The 15,568-nt window shown below is 47.0% G+C and carries 15 protein-coding genes; 10 read left to right on the forward strand and 5 right to left on the reverse strand.

Annotated elements, in window-relative coordinates; genetic code table 11:
• Positions 1-48 precede the first annotated feature (48 nt).
• Together BUA17_RS02990 and BUA17_RS02995 are read right to left on the reverse strand one after the other, a co-directional pair.
• Entirely contained in the window at positions 49-858 is an 810-nt protein-coding gene (locus BUA17_RS02990) for a CPBP family intramembrane glutamic endopeptidase (protein ID WP_072732556.1), read from the reverse strand.
• 21 nt (positions 859-879) lie between these two features.
• Complete coding sequence (locus BUA17_RS02995; protein WP_072732557.1) at positions 880-1,059, reverse strand: hypothetical protein; 180 nt, start codon at positions 1,057-1,059, stop codon at positions 880-882.
• Positions 1,060-1,531: 472 nt separating this feature from the next.
• Here BUA17_RS02995 and BUA17_RS03000 point away from each other — a divergent pair, with 472 nt between their 5' ends.
• The 9 genes from BUA17_RS03000 to BUA17_RS03040 all read left to right on the forward strand — a co-directional run bounded on the left by BUA17_RS03000 (position 1,532) and on the right by BUA17_RS03040 (position 11,954).
• Positions 1,532-1,990 carry a VanZ family protein gene (locus tag BUA17_RS03000; protein ID WP_083584559.1) on the forward strand — a complete coding sequence of 153 codons (459 nt, stop codon included), beginning with the start codon at positions 1,532-1,534 and terminating at the stop codon, positions 1,988-1,990.
• A gap of 120 nt (positions 1,991-2,110) precedes the next feature.
• Positions 2,111-3,802, forward strand: a complete 1,692-nt coding sequence (locus tag BUA17_RS03005) for a glycoside hydrolase family 13 protein (RefSeq protein ID WP_072732558.1) — start codon at positions 2,111-2,113, stop codon at positions 3,800-3,802.
• 89 nt (positions 3,803-3,891) lie between these two features.
• Positions 3,892-4,584, forward strand: a complete 693-nt coding sequence (locus BUA17_RS03010) for a metal-dependent hydrolase (protein ID WP_063563389.1) — start codon at positions 3,892-3,894, stop codon at positions 4,582-4,584.
• A gap of 239 nt (positions 4,585-4,823) precedes the next feature.
• Positions 4,824-6,176 carry a C4-dicarboxylate transporter DctA gene (dctA, locus tag BUA17_RS03015; protein WP_072732559.1) on the forward strand — a complete coding sequence of 451 codons (1,353 nt, stop codon included), beginning with the start codon at positions 4,824-4,826 and terminating at the stop codon, positions 6,174-6,176.
• Between the two features lie 312 nt (positions 6,177-6,488).
• Entirely contained in the window at positions 6,489-8,210 is a 1,722-nt protein-coding gene (gene treC / locus BUA17_RS03020; RefSeq protein ID WP_072732560.1) for an alpha,alpha-phosphotrehalase, read from the forward strand.
• Between the two features lie 29 nt (positions 8,211-8,239).
• Positions 8,240-10,252, forward strand: coding sequence for a PTS system trehalose-specific EIIBC component (gene treP, locus BUA17_RS03025; RefSeq protein ID WP_072732561.1), 2,013 nt, complete (start codon positions 8,240-8,242; stop codon positions 10,250-10,252).
• 274 nt (positions 10,253-10,526) lie between these two features.
• A complete protein-coding gene (locus BUA17_RS03030; protein ID WP_072732562.1) occupies positions 10,527-11,381 on the forward strand; it encodes a chemotaxis protein in 855 nt (284 codons plus the stop codon).
• Between the two features lie 29 nt (positions 11,382-11,410).
• Complete coding sequence (locus BUA17_RS03035; RefSeq protein ID WP_024631858.1) at positions 11,411-11,674, forward strand: YkgJ family cysteine cluster protein; 264 nt, start codon at positions 11,411-11,413, stop codon at positions 11,672-11,674.
• 76 nt (positions 11,675-11,750) lie between these two features.
• Entirely contained in the window at positions 11,751-11,954 is a 204-nt protein-coding gene (locus tag BUA17_RS03040) for a hypothetical protein (protein ID WP_063563394.1), read from the forward strand.
• A gap of 74 nt (positions 11,955-12,028) precedes the next feature.
• Here BUA17_RS03040 and BUA17_RS03045 read toward each other — a convergent pair whose 3' ends face one another.
• The 3 genes from BUA17_RS03045 to BUA17_RS03055 form a co-directional block, all read right to left on the reverse strand.
• Positions 12,029-12,364 carry an AbrB family transcriptional regulator gene (locus BUA17_RS03045; RefSeq protein ID WP_072732563.1) on the reverse strand — a complete coding sequence of 112 codons (336 nt, stop codon included), beginning with the start codon at positions 12,362-12,364 and terminating at the stop codon, positions 12,029-12,031.
• A gap of 26 nt (positions 12,365-12,390) precedes the next feature.
• On the reverse strand, positions 12,391-13,722 hold the full coding sequence (locus BUA17_RS03050; RefSeq protein WP_063563396.1) for an MFS transporter: 1,332 nt from the start codon (positions 13,720-13,722) through the stop codon (positions 12,391-12,393).
• Between the two features lie 77 nt (positions 13,723-13,799).
• Complete coding sequence (locus BUA17_RS03055; RefSeq protein ID WP_072732564.1) at positions 13,800-14,504, reverse strand: O-methyltransferase; 705 nt, start codon at positions 14,502-14,504, stop codon at positions 13,800-13,802.
• Positions 14,505-14,642: 138 nt separating this feature from the next.
• On the opposite strand from BUA17_RS03055, the gene BUA17_RS03060 reads away from it, so the two are divergent.
• The gene (locus BUA17_RS03060) at positions 14,643-15,539 is read left to right on the forward strand and encodes a LysR family transcriptional regulator (protein ID WP_072732565.1); all 897 of its coding nucleotides are present in this window, start codon (positions 14,643-14,645) and stop codon (positions 15,537-15,539) included.
• The last annotated feature ends 29 nt before the right edge of the window (positions 15,540-15,568 follow it).

A 15,568-nucleotide genomic window follows, 5' to 3' on the forward strand; every position in this document is an offset into this window, starting at 1 on the left:
CCTTCATCAGAGATCACTCCTGGTTGCACAAGGGGATTTTTGTATGAATCAGCCGACTGGTCGTGACACACTTTGTGCGTTATCGCGCCGCTTTTCACGACGAAGGATGATCGGAACCGTGATCACTGCAGCGATCACCAACAACGGAGCTAGTAAACCAGCGATGGGTAGTGCCGATGCGCCATTCGCTGAGAAGACGCTCAAGTCCCAGAACCCGTGCAGGAAAATGGAGGCCACGAGTGATCCGGTAGACCGCCGAGCAAGATAGAAGATCGAACCAAGGCCAAAAGCGATCACTACCTGGAACAAGGCACCCGCTCCGATACCCCAGAACATGTTCGGCAGGTGGAAGACTGCGAACATCGCTGTTGAGAGCAGCCAGACCCCGGTTTCGCCGAATCGGCTGCGCAGTGCAACAATTAACTGACCTCGGTTGATCATCTCCTCATTGAAGCCAACCATGATACTGCCGAAAATGAGATACAGCCACATGAGGGGGGTGACCCGGCTGAAATCGCCGGTCAGCATGTTCACGATCGCGATGACCATCATGATGATCGGAAGAGTCATTGTCCATCGAGAAAGACGCCGCCTTTCAACCAGGCTAGGACGCCACCATCCGTAGATCGTGACCATTGTGATGGTCAGCACCGCACCGCTGGACAGCGGTGCTATATACCAGAGAAGAAGGGTCCGCTCACTCTCACCCACTCGCGTGTAGTCGATGCCGTTGAGCAAAAAGATCGCGTAGAAAACTGCGCTGTAGAGGAAGTATGTGAGAACTGCCCATCCTACGCGGGGACGAACCCGAAGGGCAGGGTCCAAAGTTTCTTGCAGCTTGTCCCTATTAATTGACATGATAAACACTCCCACTATACATTAATATTTTTTCATTTGCTCTTGTTTTTTTAAGATTTTAACTTCGATTGAGTCAAGATATAGTCCCGCTAAGTCTTTGGAAACAGTGGCGACAATATTGCGGAGTTTAATACAAAGGTTGCGAACGTCCAGCCGTTCATCCCCCCTACCTTCAACGAGCGCTTTTATGGTTAGGATCATGCGTCCTCCTTCTCGTAAATTTTATTTTCTCTGTGTTAATTCTTCGAATGATCCAGAAATCCAACGGAAGCTACGGTTACGAGGAACATATTTTCAATGCTGCCTCATTTACAATTCTAATTGCCCAAGTTAAATAGAAGCTAACGAAATGGATAAAAACCAGCTAAATTTTCAATGCTGTAGTTTAGGTTCTGTTTAGGTAACGATGTAGTATAAAGGATGGGCAGACAGTTGAAGAGCTTGCTCTAGTAAAAAAACATATTATATTTCCTCTCTTGATGAACAGCATGGAAAATGACAAAAAAAGTACTGAAGCCTAGCTATTTTCCCATTGAAATTCCTGGCGGTTTATATCCCGGGTTCACGGTGGATGTATGGAACTCCACGCCTGGACAGCTGGACATGAAGATCTATATCCCTTTAAAATAGACCATACCGCTCCGCGGGAAAAAAGGTTGGAGGAATTCAGACAATGAACGAACGTTCGTGGCTCCACTCCAGGTGGATGCTCACAATCGTCGCATGTATGGCATTGTTATATATGTTGATTATGGGTAACTTGCTTTTTGTGAGCGGGAGAACGCCTGGCGTGAATTATCAATATAATCTGGTACCATTAGAGACAATCAAGCCCCTACTTTTCGAAAAGAACAGATACCATACGGAAGCTTGGATGAAGAATCTGTTCGGGAACATTGTTTTGTTCATCCCGCTTGGGATATGGATTCCCTGGTTATTCCGCAGGTGCCGAAAGTTTTTACCATTTACAGGTATTGTCGTCTTGCTTTTGTTAGCTGTTGAGATTACGCAATTGATTACCCGTGTTGGTTCGTTTGATGTCGATGACATTATTTTGAATACAGTGGGTGCCTGGATTGGATACATAGGGTTTGTCTTATTCCTCTTCTCACAGAGAAGGACTCGAAAATGATCTGCGAATAGCAGTTAATGATTGGGTCTTTTTGTGTTCATGGATCTTTTCTGTTTATAAGAGGGACATTTCGGATAAAACATACTAACGGGTTATATAGTAAAGAGTGATGAAAGCGAGGTGGTCTATATCGTTTGGTGGAAAGAGAGTGTGGTGTACCAGATCTATCCCAACAGCTTCAAAGATTCAGATGGGGACGGTCAGGGTGACTTGCAGGGGATATATGACAAGCTCGATTATTTGACTGATCTGGGCGTGGATGTGATTTGGATCTGTCCTATTTACGATTCACCTGGTCATGATAATGGATACGATATCCGTGATTATTACTCCATTTTACGTAAGTATGGCACGATGGAGGATTTTGACCGTTTGCTGGCTGAGGCGCACAAACGCGGTCTCAAGATCATGATGGATCTGGTGCTGAATCATACGTCGGATGAACATGCGTGGTTTGCCGAGTCACGTTCATCGAAAGTGAACCCGAAACGGGACTATTATATTTGGCGTTCAGGCAAAAATGGTCAAGTTCCAAACAACTGGGAGTCCTACTTTGGGGGTTCTGTGTGGAAGCTTGATCCGGAGACGAATGAATATTATTTGCATCTCTATACAGAACACCAGCCTGACCTGAATTGGAACAATCCACAGATGGCAGAAGAGATGTATGAGATGGTGCATTGGTGGTTGCAAAAGGGTGTGGATGGTTTCCGTTTCGATGCGGTGGCGCATATCGGCAAGGCGGAGGGGTTACCCAGCGCACATAATCCGGATAATCTGCCGGTCGTTCCTGCGTACCAGCTTTTTTCCAACCTCGAGCAGGTGCATTCGATCCTGAATAAACTTAACGACATGATCCTGAAGCCGTATGGTCCAATGACTGTTGGAGAGACTTCCGGGCTTGGACCGGAACAGGCGCTGGCCTATGTTGGGACAGATCGGAATGAGCTCAATATGGTGTTCCAGTTTGAGCATATGTTTGTGGACGCTCAATCATCTGGAATCGGCAAATGGAACTATCGAGAGTGGAAGCTGCCCGAGCTGAAAGAAATTATGAGCCGCTGGCAAACCGTGCTGCATGGCAGAGGCTGGAATGCCAATTATATGGGCAATCATGACCAGCCGCGTCCGGTATCCCGTTTCGGTGATGATGGAAAGTACAGGGTGCGCTCTGCCCAGATGCTGGCTACTTGGATGCTCACCCTTGAGGGTACGCCTTACATTTATCAAGGGGAAGAAATCGGCATGACCAATGTTGCTTTCCCTAATATTGAGGATTATCGGGATATTGAAACGATGAATTATTATCGGCAGCATATTGGACAAGGGCGAGCGAAACATGAAGTCATGCAAGCGATCTGGCGCAAGAGTCGTGATAATGCCCGTACACCGATGCAGTGGGATGATACGAAACATGCCGGATTTACCGATGGTGAGCCATGGATTCAGGTGAATGCGAATTATCCTGAGATTAATGTGGAGGATGCCGAACGTGATCCCCAGTCCATTTTGCATTATTACCGTAAACTAATCGCTCTTCGCAAACAACATAAAGTACTTATCTATGGGGAATACGAGCTGCTTTTGCCCAATGATCCCGATATTTATGCCTATACCCGGACGCTGGATGATGAGCAGATGCTTGTTATTCTGAATTTCCGTGAACATGAGCCTGAGATGCAATGGCCTGAGGGTTGGAACGATGAAAATGCCAAGACGGTCATTAGCAATGTCAGCAGACGATATTCCACCGATAAGGGTGCGATACTTCTTCAGCCATATGAAGCACGGGTTTATCGAATGCAGAGATGAGACATCATTTTGCTTTGGCGAAGAGTTTTGAATTATAATATGGGTTGAAAATCAAACCAAACGAACGCATATGTCAGGAGGATACCAAGTTGTTGAATATTACTTACCACGGACACTCCAGTGTACAACTGGGCACAGAAGAGAAGTCGTTGATCATTGATCCTTTCCTGCGTGGCAATGAACTTGCTGTCACCAAACCGGAAGACATCAAGACCGATGCCGTTTTACTGACACATGCACATATGGATCACATTTTGGATGCTGAACCCATCGCCAAGGCTAACAATGCTAAGGTGGTTGCGATTGTGGAACTGGCTACATATATGTCATGGAAAGGCCTGGACACCCTTGGCATGAACATGGGTGGAACGGTGGATCTTGGCTTTGCGCAAGCCAAAATGATTCAGGCTTTCCATACGTCCGGTATCGTACTGGAAGAGGAACAACGGATCATGTACGCAGGATTGCCTGCAGGATATATTATTAACATTGGTGGCAAAACCATTTTGCATGCCGGAGATACTAGTCTGTTCGGTGATATGAAAATGATTGGTGACCGCCATGATATCGACGTAGCACTATTGCCTATTGGTGGACATTTCACCATGGGACCGGAAGATGCTCTGCAGGCCGCTGAATGGTTCAATGCCAAGCTGACAATTCCAGTGCATTATGATACGTTCCCGGTGATTCGTCAGGATGCCGAGAAGTTTGTGGAGCAGCTTGCTTCCAAAGGTCTGGAAGGCCGTGTGCTGGCACCGGGGCAATCCCTTACCCTGTAATGCTCTTTTAATCACTGTTCAGTCATAAAAGGTATACAAAGCTAAAGACGAATATCACGTCAAGATAACTGACGTGATATTCGTCTTTTTCGGTTTCAAGTTCAATTTAGTACTCCATAGTTGGTCTGAATGACAAAAACCGTGAAATTCCATTGTTGAAGTTCATGCTCAAATGTTATAAAAAATTACACGGAAACCAAATGGAAATCCGAATTGACCTAAAAACAGGGGGAGCGTTCATGTCATTCGTGAAATCATTGTTTTTTCAAATTATTGTAGCGGTTATCATCGGGATTGGTGTAGGCATTCTGTGGCCTGATCTGGGTAGTCTGCTGCAGCCGCTCGGAACAGGTTTTATCAAGTTGATCAAAATGATCATTGCTCCATTAATCTTTATGGTTATCGTGACAGGCATTGCTAAAATCGGTGATCTGAAATCGGTTGGACGCATTGGATTCAAAGCCATTCTGTGGTTTGAAATCGCAACGACGGTTGCCCTCGTCCTTGGACTTGGCACAGCCAATCTGCTTCGTCCGGGTGCAAGCATGAATGTGGACCCCTCGACCCTTGATGCAAGTGGCATCGAAGCCAAAACCAATGGCTCTGAACTGCCGCATGTGGTCGACTTTATTATGAATATTATTCCAACAAGTGTTGTAGATGCTTTTGCACAAAATGCATTGTTACAAGTGCTGCTCGTTGCCTGTTTGTTTGGGGTAGCCTTGGCAGCAACGGAAAGTAAGGCGAAGGAGAATGTGCTGACGTTGATTGAAAATGTATTGGGTATCTTGTTCCGCATTATTGGATACATTATGAAACTGGCACCAATCGGAGCATTCGGCGCCATGGCATACACTGTTGGAGCATATGGAGCATCCACGCTGTCCTCTTTTGGTTTGCTGATTATTGCCTGTTACGGAGCAGCGTTACTGTTTCTGGTGATGCTTGCGCTGGCTGCCTGGTGGATTACAGGACTGAACTTTCTGCAATTTGTAAAATATACACGTTCCGAAGTGATGCTGGCGATTGGCACAGGTTCCTCGGAAGTCGTTATGCCTCGCATGATGGACAAGCTGACCAAAGCAGGCTGTGATCGTGCTGTCGTCGGCCTTGTGGTTCCAACAGGGTACTCATTCAATCTGGACGGAGCCTCGATCTACCTGTCGCTGGCAACCGTTTTTCTGGCTCAGGCGGTTGGCATTGATCTGACACTGGGACAAGAGATTACGATTTTACTGGTGTTAATGCTTAGCTCCAAAGGTATGGCGGGTGTACCTGGCTCCGCATTCCTTGCTCTGTCTGCTACAGCTGCAGCCCTGAATGCATTCCCAGTAGCGGCTGTTGCCTTACTGCTAGGTGCAGACCGCTTCATGGATACCATGAGAGTATTCACGAATTTGATGGGCAACTGTGTTGCGGCATTTGTCGTGGCGAAATGGGAAGGGCTGTTGGACCAAAAACGTATGCGGGCGGTGCTTTCCGGGGAGATTAGTGCAGAAGAGCTGGAGAGAGAAGAACAAGCATCCTTGTCCTCGGTGAAGTTGAACAAAAGGGAACAGGGAAAAGGAATGGTTTCAACGGACATACTGTAAGAAACAGGAATTAAACGAGATCCGTATGAATTTTTAACACATCATATCTTTGAATATGAACCGTCTGTTTACCCGCATGAAATCATGGGATAATAGACGGTTTTTTCGTTTCAGATACAGATATCATGGAGTTCTCGAACGCATGCAGCAAAATAATTGTTACAGAGGAATCATTAATGGGGAATGTGTAGAAGAGGAAAAAGATAGCATATTGAAGTTTCAACTTGTATATACATGTTTAGTTATGTAATATATAAATGGAGTTAGGCCAAGAGAACCACATAAGCAATACAATTTATTGGAGGCGTTAACATGAGTTCAACCAACACAACTTCATCATCGTGGTGGAAGACTTCCACGGTGTATCAGGTATATCCCAAGAGTTTCAACGATACAACTGGATCGGGCACCGGAGACATTCGGGGATTGACCGAAAAGCTGGATTACTTGCAACATCTCGGTATTGATATCGTGTGGCTGCAGCCCGTATATGTCTCTCCACAGCATGATAACGGTTATGACGTAGCGGACTATTATCGGATTAATCCTGATTTTGGTACGATGGAAGATTTTGACGAACTGCTTAAAGGTCTGAAGGCACGTGACATGAAGCTGATGATTGATATCGTGGTGAATCACTCTTCTACGGATCATGAGTGGTTCCAGCAATCACGTTCTTCCAAGGATAGCCCATATCGCGATTATTATATTTGGAAAGACCCTGCTCCGGACGGCGGTGTGCCGAATAACTGGCAATCCAAGTTCGGCGGACCTGCTTGGCAGTATGATGAGCAGACAGGACAATATTTCCTGACGTTGTTTGACAAAACACAGGCTGATTTGAATTGGGAGAACGAGCAAGTACGCAAGGCAGTACGGGACATGATCAAGTTCTGGGCGGAGAAGGGTGTAGATGGTTTCCGTATGGACGTCATCAATCTGATCTCCAAGGACCAGCGTTTCCCCGACGATGATGGTAGCGTTTCCCCAGGCGACGGACGTAAGTTCTACACCGATGGACCACGTGTGCATGAGTACATTACAGAGATGTATGAAGAGGTGTTTGGACCACACAATATGGTAACGGTTGGGGAGATGTCCTCCACTACGCTGGAGCATTGCATCAAATATTCAAACCCTGCTTCCCGGGAATTCTCCATGACGTTTAACTTCCACCATCTGAAAGTGGATTATCCGAATGGACAGAAGTGGGAACTGATGCCTTACGATTTTGAAGCGATGAAACAGTTATTTAGTGAGTGGCAGACAGGTATGCAGGCAGGTGGGGGATGGAATGCGTTGTTCTTGAACAACCATGATCAACCGCGGGCGTTGTCTCGTTTCGCTGATGATGTAAATTATCGTGCTGAGAGTGCCAAAATGCTCGCTACGACAATACATGGCATGCAGGGAACACCTTACGTATACCAAGGTGAAGAGATCGGGATGCCGAATCCGGTCTGGAATGACGTTAGCGAGTTCCGTGATATTGAATCAACCAATATGTACCGACTGCTTCAGGAAGAACGGGGCAAATCCGCTGAGGAGGCATTCCAAATTGTGAAAGAGCGTTCCCGGGACAATTCCCGGACACCGATGCAATGGGATGGAAGCGACAATGCCGGATTTACAACGGGTACACCGTGGATCAAAGTGGACGAACGATATCCGTCGATTCATGTGGCCCAGCAGATGGCTGACCCGAATTCGATCTATTATCATTATCGCAAGCTGATTGCTCTGCGCAAACAGGTTGGTGTGCTGACCGACGGTCTGTATGAACGTTTGGACGATGCACACCCAGACGTATTCGCATATGCGCGGACCAATGGAAGCGAGACGCTGCTTGTGGTATCCAACTTCAGCAAGCGGGACGTAAAATTTGCTTTCTCTGAAGCCGTCTGGAATGACCACATTGCGGGTAAATCCGCAGAGCTGCTGATTGGCAATACGGAAGTATCGCCTGCACTTGAGCAAGAAATCTCCCTGAGCCCGTATTCATCCTATATGTGGCTTGTACCGCAACAGGACTAATTCACATTATATAAATGGGAAGTGACAATATGGCAATTGATAAAAAACAGGTTGAGGAGATCGTTCGCGCGGTCGGCGGCAAAGATAATATTGAAGCTGCAACGCATTGTGTCACACGCCTCCGGTTCGCCCTATACGACGAAAGTAAAGTAGATACGGAAAGTCTGGAACAGAACGATCTGGTCAAAGGCCAGTTCTCCTCACAAGGACAATTCCAGGTGGTCATCGGACCTGGGCTTGTGGATAAAGTGTATGATGAAATGATTCAGATTACCGGGGGCGAACGCGCTTCCAAGGATGACGTGAAGGCTGTTGCGGGTAAAAAGCAAAACCCGATTCAGCGTGCGATCAAAACGCTATCGGACATTTTCATCCCGATCCTGCCAGCCATCATCACGGCCGGTCTCTTGCTCGGTATTAATAACATTCTGACAGGACCAGGCATATTCTTTGATGGAAAATCACTGGTGGATGTATATCCGGCATGGAAGGATCTCGCATCTATTATTAACACCATTGCGAGCACAGCCTTTACCTTCCTGCCTGCGTTAATTGGTTGGTCCGCTGTAACAAGGTTCGGCGGCAGTCCGTTGCTCGGGATTGTACTTGGTCTGATCCTGGTACATCCCGATCTGCTGAGTGCTTATGGCTACGCCAATGCAGTCAACGAAGGCACCGTGCCTACGTGGAATCTGTTCGGCTGGCATATTGAGAAGATCGGTTATCAGGGGCAGGTTCTGCCGGTATTGGTATCCGCCTATCTGCTTGCCAAGCTGGAGATTTTCCTGAACAAAAGGGTGCATGATTCGATCAAACTGCTTGTAGTTGCACCTGTCACTTTATTGATTACGGGATTCCTGGCATTTACAATCATTGGTCCAGTTACATTTGCCATTGCGAATGGAATTACATCCGGCTTGATCTATATTTACGATTCATATGCGGCTCTTGGTGGTCTGATCTACGGTGGACTATACGCATTGCTCGTTATTACAGGAATGCACCATACGTTCCTAGCGGTAGACGTACAGCTGATTGGTAGCCAAGGCGGAACGTTCCTGTGGCCGATGCTGGCACTGTCCAATATCGCGCAAGGTTCTGCCGCACTTGCTATGATGCTCGTGCTTCGTGAGAAGAAAATGAGAGGACTTGCGGCAACTTCATCCGTTTCAGCCTTCCTCGGGGTAACCGAGCCGGCGATCTTCGGGGTGAATATCCGTTATCGTTATCCGTTTATCTTCGGTATGGTCGGTTCTGCGATCGGCGGTGTACTGCTTACGATGAATAATGTTCAGGCAACCTCTATCGGTGTAGGTGGCGTACCTGGATTCTTGTCCATTTTCCCGAACAAATGGGGAGTATTCTTCATCGGTATGGCGATTGTACTGGTTGTTCCGTTCGTATTGACTGTTATTTTCGGAAGAGCGAAGTTGAGAAAAGAAGACCGCAACGCAGATCAAGCTACTGTAGCTGGTGGTCAAACACCTACAGCGAAATCAGCTTCTAGCACAACTACAACAAATGCAGTTGCAGAGCCACGCACACGCAGTGCTGCTCAGGTGGCGGATGAGCCTGTGAATACACTGGAAATCATGGCACCATTAACTGGTATAGCTGTTCCGCTTGAACAAGTACCTGATCCGGCGTTTGCGGAAAAACAAATGGGTGAAGGGGTTGCCATTGAACCTTCTGGCAATCAGGTTGTTGCCCCGTTTGATGCTCAGGTTGCCCATGTCATCAAGAGCAAACATGCTGTCATTCTTGAGCACGCGAGTGGCTTGCAGATTCTGATTCATGTCGGAATTAATACGGTATCGCTCAAAGGCGAAGGTTTTAACATGCATGTTGAAACTGGAGAGAAGGTAAGAGCCGGGCAAACGTTGCTTGAATTCGACCGTAAAGTGATTGAAGCTGCGGGATATCCGCTCATTACGCCAATCATTATTCCGGACGGTCAGGACATGGTTGATCGGGTGGAGGTCACTACAGGTGATGTTACATCCAATCAGAACGGTGTGCTTAAGGTACATCTGAAAGGTTAAGTACACGAACAAATGGGGAGCTGCGATATTCGCAGCTTCTTTTTTCATCTCGATACCGAGACCAAGCTGATCACATACCAATTTGTATGGGTTTACTCTTTATGGATTTCGTTTTTTTTATTGGTTACGTGGTAAACTGTATCTAGGATACATGTGGCAAAATCTCATGTTTGCAACGATCGGAAAGCTTGTTTATTAGGACTATGCATGTTCAGGTTGAGAAGTTCATATGGTTCAAAGAGAGTGGCTAGTCAATGGACGGAGGAGGAGAGCCATGACTCGTGTTGCGGTAATGGTCATTCATGGTCTGGGTATGCAAAAGGAAAATTATGCGGATACACTGATTTCGCGATTGCATAAGGAATTGGATCAGGTTATGGTGTTGCCGGGAGCAGCCAAACAGATGCTGGATATTGAGCCCGTATTTTGGGCTGACGTATTTGAGGATCGGGAAGAGGCGCTGTTTCAGCAGCTTGTCAGCTCTCAGGGATTGAACTATCAAGTGTTGCGTCGATTTGTTATACATTATCTGGCTGATGCCGTCGCGTATCAACCTGTGGAAAATCAAGGGCATAATTATGATGCGGTACATTATACGCTGAATCGGGCGATGCACGCACTTGCACAACGAAATGGGCCAGAAGCTCCACTCTGTATCATTGCACATAGTTTGGGAGCTGTGATTGCAAGTAATTTCTTCTATGATCTGCAATATCCGTCTAGTCGCACGCCCTCCATCGTGGATGTTACTTCCGCCTTGGAACGGGGAGATACCTTAACGAGCTTTTATTCCTTTGGAACGACATTGCCATTATGGAGCTTACGGTATCATGATTTTAGCCGGCCGATTCAGGTACCTTCACCGTTGGCAGGGCAGTACTTTCCTGGGCTTGAAGGGGAATGGATTAACTTTTATGATCGGGATGATATTCTGGGTTACCCACTGCGACCTATTGATCCGGCCTATGAGGCAGCGGTCAACGAAGACGTGGAAATTAACTCTGGCGGTGTAATTGGGAGCTGGAATCCGTTGAGTCATGGTGGATATTTCTCGAATGGAACCATGAATCGGAGAATTGCACAGGGTTTGGCTCGAACGTGGACGTGGGTGAATCGTGGATCACGTTAAATGTCAGATATGGAGGGAGGACAATAATTATGGAATGCAGGACAGGCTGTGCCGCATGCTGTATCGCGATTTCCATCTCATCGCCGATACCCGGGATGGCTGACGGCAAGCCCGCAGGTGTGCGCTGTGTACAACTGACGGAGGACAATCGCTGCGGAATCTTTGGTCAGAAAGAGCGCCCCGCTGTATGCAGCGGATTGCAGGCTTCGGAAGAGATGTGTGGCAGCACGGACCAGGAGGCGTTTGAGCGATTGAGCTGGCTGGAGCAGGAAACTGCCCCGAGTTCAGCGTGACAGAGTTGTTTTGATGGAAAAGGATAATTATACTTAATATGGAAGGGGTTTGAGAAAAGAAAGGGGTATGGGATGAATGGGACTTGCCAAACGGTTTATAATGGTCGTTGTGAATATGATTGGAGAACTGTGGATGGGATTCTACAGGCGAAACTCAGACTTCTATGACAAGCAGACTTCAGAGTCAAAAAGCAAACTTGGCTATTATGCATTTATTATTGGGGCGGCCGCTGTAACTGTGGGCATTGTGAGTTGGATGTATAGTCGGGTTTATTCATAAAATGAGCAAACAAATAAAAGAGAGTATCCGCAGTCTGGAAATCAGTCGGATACTCTCTTTGGTGTGTCCACTTCCTATTTACTTGACCGAAGAATGGTGCTCGCCCCTTTTTTCCTCAACATATGCATGAGAATCATCTTAAGGAGCGAAGAGACGATAAAGAATATAAATAAGATGCGAAACAACTGATATCCGGACACCACCGATAGGTTGGCATTGACTTCATGGGCCATGATGCTCATCTGATCCATTCCGCCAGGTGCCATGCTCAACAATGACGTAGCGGCCGAGAGAGAGAACATCCTCATTAATATATAGCTCAAGCCAAGCGAACCTGCAATGAGGAGAACACTGCTTGATCCTTGGACGGGGATTGGCTCATTACGAAGCAGGACAGGGAGCTGATTCATCCACTGTCCTGCCGAATGGTTATCATTTATCTGTTCGCCGCGAGAACACGGGCAGATGGCTTCGGTTCTTTAAACATCATATAGTACATCAGCGATGAAATCACGTATAAACTGCCTGTAATGCTGAACGTGATCGCGTAACCCCAGTACGTGCCATAAGTGGTTACCAGGTAGGATTGAACGGGTCCCATCGTAGCCCATCCGATCATAAAGGCAGTCTGCATCAGTGAATTGGCGATTCCACGGCGTTTGTCTGATACTCTGTCTACCAGAATGGCGGATTGAATCGGATTAGCTGCATTCATCAGCGCTTGTCTGAATAAGAAACTCACTGAAGCGATGAGCAGTAGATTCGTAAAGCCAGTCAGCAGCAGGAAGGGCAGTGACATAACCTGGAAGATGACGACAGCTCGAACACTTCCCACCTTGGCCGCAAGTGTAGGTCCAATCAGCATCGATACAATGGTCATGATCTGACCCAATGAAATGAGCAGACTCATAGCACTTAAGGATACCGAAAAACGGTTGGTGAAATACAGATTCAAATAAGGCACAACCAGTCCAGAACCAAACCCGATTAATAATTGGGTTATGACAAATTGACCGATCAAACGGGAATCTTTCTTTTGGCTAAGAGTAACGTTCTTGCTGCCTTGTACTGCGGAATGAACGACATCCTGTTTGCCATCCGTTGCAGATGTTGCAGATTCAATGACAGGTTGCGCCGGAGTATCCGCTTGTGGTGCCTTCTTATCCTCGGATACAAACAACATCGGAATAAACGCAACCAGTGTAGCTGCCCCACCTACGAACAATACCGTTTGCAAACCAGTGACTTTGGCAAGGCCAGCCGTATGAAGCAGGTCTGCAAATATGCCACCACCCAAGCTGCCGAGTACCTGAGAAGCGAGTACGAGGCAGGAGTAATAGCTGAACATCTTCAGTCGTTGACTTTTTTTCACATTCTCAGCGAGGAAGGGAATGGCCAGTACCTGAAATACGCCAGCGAAAAGTCCTGAAAATACAGCAAACCAGATCAGTCCGCTGGCAGAATAATCGAAGGAACGGCCAATCAGAAATATTCCGCTGAACAAGGCGCCGGTAATCAGCAACCGCTTACGGCTGAAGAAATCGCCGCATAGTCCGATGGGAACAAACATAATCGCTGTCGCAAGTGATTGAATACTTACAATCTGGCCGTTCATTGTATCATTGTAGCCGAGACCCTGAATGTACAGATTGTACAAGACAGAGAACATGCCATTTCCGATCTGATACAAGATGCTTGCCAGAAAAAACAATTGAATATTGCGGGACCAGCCCCGAATTTCAGCATGAATCTGTTGTAGAAGTCTCAAGTGGTTTCCCCCAGTCTGCCTGTGCAGTGATTTTAGTTTAACAGGAATGGGGGATTTGCGGAAGAATTGACCACTGTTTATTTTGCAGTAGGGGATTCCAGCACTCGGGCAATCACGAATCCATCGTAGCCTTTAGTGCCTACAGTCTGCAGTGCGGTAGCTTCAAGACGTGGATTATCTGCAATTAATTTCAGGAATGACTGAACGCCCTGAACTCTGTTGTCCGTACTGTTTGCATTGATAACTTCACCGTCCCTGACGATGTTGTCACCAATAATCAGACTTCCCGGACGAGCCAGACGCAGCGCCCATCGCAAATAGTCGGGATTACTCGGTTTGTCAGCATCGATGAAGATGAAATCAAAGGGTTCTCTGTACTCTTCCTGAACGTCGGGAAGAGTAGTCAGGGCAGGACCTACTCGAAGATCAACCTTGTGCATAAGTCCTGCACGCGTGATGTTGGTTCGTGCCATCTCTGCATGGCGTGGATCTGCTTCCAGTGTGACGATACGTCCGTTTTCGGGAAGCGCTCTAGCCATCCAGATCGTACTGTATCCGCCAAGCGTCCCGATTTCCAGCACACGAGTTGCGCCTTGTATTTGAAGCAGGAGCTGAAGCAATTTCCCTTGATTAGGTGCTACATCATGAGCGGGCAAGCCGGCTTCCGCATTGGTAAGTAGTGCCTGCTCCAGCAGGGGATCCGAGGGGATTAATAAGGTGTTCAAATAGTCGTCGACTTGACTCCAGGTTTGCTGTTGAGTAGAACCATTCACATTGTTCATCGTTACATGTTCCTTTCCGATTGCATGTATTGGATTTCATACTTCAACTATAAAGGGAACAAATACATAAATAAAATATATATTATGTATGTTAATATAACTTTAGATTATATACTTCAAGTGAAGAAGGTGTTGCGGTTGAATTTGCACGGATTACGATTGTTTCATGCCATCGTGAGATATGGAGGAGTCACGCGTGCGGCGGAAGAACTCAACATTAGCCAGCCAGCGGTATCCTCTCAGGTGAAGAAGTTTGAGCGGGAATTGGGCATTCAACTATTTGCTTCGGAGGGGAGAAGACTGGTTCTTACCGATGCTGGAATGCAATTAACAGGCTACGCGGAACGTCTGTTCATGCTGGAGCAGGATGTCGAGAACTTTGTGCAGGATTTTCGTGCAGGCAAGAAAGGGATGATTCGTCTTACCGCAACCTATTTGCCCTCGAATTTTCTGCTTCCGGGCTGGATTGCCCGTTTCAAGCAAATGCACGAGGATGTGGAGCTGGTTGTGAGCACAACCAATACTCGGATGGCTTTTGACCAACTGCTGCGTTATGAGGCCGAGATTGCGGTTTATGGTGGAAGTGGCATTACACATTCAGGTGTTCATTGGGACGAATTGTTTGAAGATGAAATGTGGTTTGTGGTACATCCCGATCATCCCTATGCGGGAAAGGAAATTGAGCTTCGGGAGATGGTGGCAGAGCCTTTCATTATGCGTGAAGAAGGCAGCGCTACACGGGAGCGTCTGGTCTCTCTTTGCACAACAAATAACCTGGCCGCTCCCCGCATTGCGCTTCAGTTCAATGGGTTGAACGAAACGATTAGTGCGGTGAAGGCAGGTTATGGAGCCAACTTTATTTCTTCTCTGGTCGTAAAGGAAGATGTACAACAGGGCAGGTTGGCACGTGTATTCGTTCGAGGTGTACAGTTGAAAAACACCGTAGCCGTCTGTACACGAGCAGGGGAAGTGTTATCTCCTGCCGCACAGCATCTGGTTGAACTCATCAGACAGGAAGCATCATTAATGAAATGAATCGTTCAATAATGGCATGAGAGCTAACG

It is taken from the genome of Paenibacillus sp. ov031 (genome assembly GCF_900143165.1).
In the GTDB taxonomy this organism is placed as follows: domain Bacteria; phylum Bacillota; class Bacilli; order Paenibacillales; family Paenibacillaceae; genus Paenibacillus; species Paenibacillus marchantiae.

Excerpts from the sequence above, each read along its gene's own strand:
- dctA (WP_072732559.1), top strand. The coding sequence starts at position 4,824 with ATGTCATTCGTGAAATCATTGTTTTTTCAAATTATTGTAGCGGTTATC.
- BUA17_RS03035 (WP_024631858.1), top strand. The coding sequence starts at position 11,411 with ATGGAATGCAGGACAGGCTGTGCCGCATGCTGTATCGCGATTTCCATC.
- BUA17_RS03030 (WP_072732562.1), top strand. The coding sequence starts at position 10,527 with ATGACTCGTGTTGCGGTAATGGTCATTCATGGTCTGGGTATGCAAAAG.
- BUA17_RS03055 (WP_072732564.1), bottom strand. The coding sequence starts at position 14,504 with ATGAACAATGTGAATGGTTCTACTCAACAGCAAACCTGGAGTCAAGTC.
- BUA17_RS03045 (WP_072732563.1), bottom strand. The coding sequence starts at position 12,364 with ATGAATCAGCTCCCTGTCCTGCTTCGTAATGAGCCAATCCCCGTCCAA.
- treP (WP_072732561.1), top strand. The coding sequence starts at position 8,240 with ATGGCAATTGATAAAAAACAGGTTGAGGAGATCGTTCGCGCGGTCGGC.
- treC (WP_072732560.1), top strand. The coding sequence starts at position 6,489 with ATGAGTTCAACCAACACAACTTCATCATCGTGGTGGAAGACTTCCACG.
- BUA17_RS03040 (WP_063563394.1), top strand. The coding sequence starts at position 11,751 with ATGGGACTTGCCAAACGGTTTATAATGGTCGTTGTGAATATGATTGGA.
- BUA17_RS02995 (WP_072732557.1), bottom strand. The coding sequence starts at position 1,059 with ATGATCCTAACCATAAAAGCGCTCGTTGAAGGTAGGGGGGATGAACGG.
- BUA17_RS02990 (WP_072732556.1), bottom strand. The coding sequence starts at position 858 with ATGTCAATTAATAGGGACAAGCTGCAAGAAACTTTGGACCCTGCCCTT.
- BUA17_RS03000 (WP_083584559.1), top strand. The coding sequence starts at position 1,532 with ATGAACGAACGTTCGTGGCTCCACTCCAGGTGGATGCTCACAATCGTC.